This is a genomic window from Allosphingosinicella sp., assembly GCF_036387215.1.
Lineage (GTDB): Bacteria > Pseudomonadota > Alphaproteobacteria > Sphingomonadales > Sphingomonadaceae > Allosphingosinicella.
Genome location: NZ_DASVUE010000111.1, coordinates 1 through 2,068, shown reverse-complemented (window position 1 = coordinate 2,068; position 2,068 = coordinate 1). Strand labels below are relative to the sequence as shown.

The following is a 2,068-nucleotide window of genomic DNA, read 5'->3' as shown; positions in this document are numbered from 1 at the left end:
GTGCGCAGCGGCGGTGAGGTCGACGAGGCTCAGCACAGGCCCGGCAAGCCAGCGGCGATGGTCGAGCAGATAATCGATATAATCAAGATGCCCGTTGGCGACGCGCATTGCGTCGCGCAGGATCCTGGTGTCGGGCGGGTCGCGGCTGACGATGCGCTTGCGCATCCGTTCTTCCAGAAGCGGCGCAACCACGTCGCCGTACAGCCGCTCGTCGAACCAGGCGACGAGCCGGCGGACCTCGGCCCGGTTCAGCGCCGTTCCGGGGATCATCGGCGACTTTTCGACCGTCTCCTCGAAATATTCGCAGATCGCGTTCGAATCGATGAGCGTGATGCCCTTCTGGTCCTCGACCAGCACCGGCGTCTGGCAGGCCGGATTCATGTCGACGAACTCGTCCCGCCTCAGCCAGGGCGATTCGCGCACCAGCTCATGCGCGATGCCCTTCTCGGCCAGCATCAGCCGGACTTTGCGCGAGAAGGGACAGAGGGGGAATTGGTAGAGCTGCCACATGGCGCCGCGACTCATAGCGTCGCGGCGCGCGGCGTCCACCCGCCTAAAGCGGGCTTTTAGCGGTCGTAGTCGTAATCGTCGCGATCGTAGTCACGGTCATAGTCGCGGTCGCGGCGGCGTTCGCGAACGTTGCGCATGGAACGCTCGAGGCTCTGCTCGACGCCGGCAAGGGCGCGGCGAAGCTCCGGCGCGACGACCGCCATCTGCGCGACGATGTCGCCCATGCCGACGGCAAGGTCGGCGGTGGAGTTGCGGATGCGGTCGCGAAGATAGGGATCGCGGCGTCCGACCACGTCCTCGAGCGTGTCGTCGCGGTGGACGCGGCGGCTCGGATCGATCGCGCGGACGACGCCGCCCACCGGCACGTCCAGGATCGCTTCGGCGGCGCGGCCGGCGACCTCGGCCATGTCCTCCACCTCGCCAGGATGCGGCAGGCTGCGGACGATGTCCCGGTCCATCTCACGCGGGAAGGTCTGCGAGGACTGGGCGTAAGCGGCGGGCGCGGCGAAGGCGAGCAGGCTCGCAGCGAGGAGGAAAAGGCGCAAAACGGGTCTCCTGTGTACATGCAGGCGCGGCAACAATGCGCCAGGGCGACTCGATGTTGCTCCTAGCCTATACCGGATGAGCCTAATCTGAATGGCCCCGCATCTGCCGCTGGCGCTGGGCGGCGGAAGCCTGCTTCACCGCGGCGGGCCTTTTCTTCGAGCTCTTCTCCCACCCCGCAACCGCAAATCCGCGCTCGCCGAGGCAGCCTGCGGTCGCTTCCTGGATCTTGCGCTCCTTCTTGTTCTTCTTGGCCTTGGCGAGCCCCCATGCCCCGCCGACCATGACGAAAGGCAGGGCGACGACAGTCGCCGACGCAACCGCGAGGCCGCTCCAGCCGCCGACGCCGGCAGCCGCAGCGCTGCCCACCGCCATCGTCGCTCCCCCGGCGACCGCGCCCGCGCCGCCGGACGCGAGCCTTCCGCTGGAATCGAGCTTGCCGTCGGCGAGAAGCTGCCGGCATTCGGCATGTGCGGCTTCGAAGGCGGCCTGGTCGGCGGGAGCGGCCGCGAGCTTCGGATCGAACTGGCGAGGCTTGGACGAGCAGGCCTGAAGGCTGAGAGCCACTGTGAGAGTGGCCGCGACGATACCGGTCCGCATATGATTTCCCCCGTGCGCAGCCGCTCCTCCTTGGAGCCCCGTGTACGCCTCCGGATGCTCTGCCCGCGGCGGCGGAATGTCAATGGGGAGAGGAGCTTAGCGAAGGGTCAGCCAGATGATCGCGGCCGCGCCGGCGACGATCCGATACCAGGCGAAAGGCGCAAAGCCGTAGCGGGTGACGATGCCGATGAAGGCCTTCACCACCACCAGCGCGACGACGAAGGAGACGAGGGCGCCGAGGCCGATCGTGCCGATCAGATCGGACGTGATCTCCTCCCGATGCTTGGCAAGCTGAAGCACCGTCGCCCCGGTGAGGGTGGGGACGGCGAGGAAGAAGCTGAATTCGGCGGCCGTCTTTCGGTCGACGCCGAGGCTCATCGCGCCGAGGATCGTCGCTCCGGAGCGGCTGACGCCG

At 67.7% G+C, this 2,068-nt stretch carries 4 protein-coding genes; all 4 read right to left on the bottom strand.

Annotation, left to right across the window (positions count from 1 at the left end; genetic code table 11):
- On the bottom strand, window positions 1–510 hold a 510-nt coding region (locus tag VF662_RS04670), incomplete at its 3' end, for a glutathione S-transferase family protein (protein WP_464138262.1).
- Between the two features lie 56 nt (window positions 511–566).
- Entirely contained in the window at window positions 567–1,055 is a 489-nt protein-coding gene (locus VF662_RS04665; RefSeq protein ID WP_464138258.1) for a hypothetical protein, read from the bottom strand.
- 82 nt (window positions 1,056–1,137) lie between these two features.
- Window positions 1,138–1,653 (bottom strand): hypothetical protein, encoded by a 516-nt coding sequence (locus VF662_RS04660; protein WP_464138254.1) that lies wholly within the window; start codon window positions 1,651–1,653, stop codon window positions 1,138–1,140.
- 96 nt (window positions 1,654–1,749) lie between these two features.
- Window positions 1,750–2,068: undecaprenyl-diphosphate phosphatase (locus VF662_RS04655; protein WP_464138252.1), on the bottom strand; the 319-nt coding region annotated here is incomplete at its 5' end.